We start from the raw sequence: 1,181 nt of genomic DNA, 5'->3' as shown, positions 1-1,181 counted from the left end.
GCCTTTCATCGATGCGATCGATGACGTGATCGAATACGACGCGCCGTGGGTCAAGCAGGATGCCCCGATCGACGCGCGCTCTGACCTCGCGATGCGCGCGCGCCTCGCGGCATCGCAGTTCGATGCGGCCGTGATCTTCAGCGTGTACAGCCAGAACCCGTTGCCTGCGGCGATGCTATGTCATCTCGCCGGCATTCCGCTGCGGCTCGCGCATTGTCGCGAGAATCCATACGGCCTTCTAACCGATTGGGTGCAGGAAACCGAGCCGCAGCACGGCACGCGGCATGAAGTGGAACGTCAGCTTGCGCTCGTCGCGCGAGTCGGTGCGCGCGCAACCGATACGCGAATGCGCTTCAAAGTGCGCCCCGACGATGCCGCGTCGCTCGCACAAAAGCTCGGTGAACGCGGCGTCGATCTGCATGCGCCGTTCATCGTCGTGCATCCGGGCGCGACCGCCGCTCCGCGCCGATATCCGACCGAGCGCTTCGCGCAAGTCATCGAACGTCTCGGCACGCAATTGCGATGGCCGATGCTCGTAACAGGCTCGCCAGGCGAAAGCTCGCTATGCCGCGAAGCATGCGGAGATAGCGCCCATGCGATCGATCTCTCGGGGGCGCTCGAACTCGGCGAACTCGGGGCGCTCATCGGGCATGCGCGCGTGCTGCTGTCGAACAACAGCGGGCCGGTGCATCTCGCATCGGCACTCGGCACACCCGTTGTCGATCTCTACGCGCTGACGAATCCGCAGCACATGCCGTGGCAAACGCCGCATCGCGTGCTTTATCACGACGTGCCGTGCCGATGGTGTTATCGCAGCGTGTGTCCCGAAGGCCATCACGCGTGCCTCGTCCAGGTCGGCGTGGACGAGGTCGTGTCCGCCGTGCTTGAACTGTCTGAAAACGCATCGCTCATCAACTCGACAATACAGGTCAGTTAGTCATGTACACATTGGGAATCAATGCGGTCTATCACGACAGCGCCGCGGCGCTCGCCAAGGATGGCGTCGTCATCGCGGCTGCCGAAGACGAGCGCTTCACGCATGTGAAGCACGCGAAGCGTCCCGTGCCGTTCTCGACGTGGCAGCTTCCTTTCGATGCCATCGACTATTGCCTCAAGGAAGCGGGCATCGAACTCGCCGATGTCGATCACGTCGCGTACTCATACGATCCGCATCTCTTCTC

At 62.7% G+C, this 1,181-nt stretch carries 2 protein-coding genes; both read left to right on the top strand.

What is annotated here, in order from left to right:
* Window positions 1-937 (top strand): glycosyltransferase family 9 protein (locus AWB74_RS44735; protein WP_061152826.1); only part of this gene is annotated, 937 nt, incomplete at its 5' end.
* 2 nt (window positions 938-939) lie between these two features.
* The coding region (locus tag AWB74_RS44730; RefSeq protein ID WP_327363366.1) for a carbamoyltransferase N-terminal domain-containing protein at window positions 940-1,181 on the top strand (242 nt) is incomplete at its 3' end.

This window comes from Caballeronia arvi (assembly GCF_001544695.2).
Lineage (GTDB): Bacteria > Pseudomonadota > Gammaproteobacteria > Burkholderiales > Burkholderiaceae > Caballeronia > Caballeronia arvi.
The sequence above is the reverse complement of the archived record's forward strand: the minus strand, read 5'-3'. Positions and strand labels throughout refer to the sequence as shown.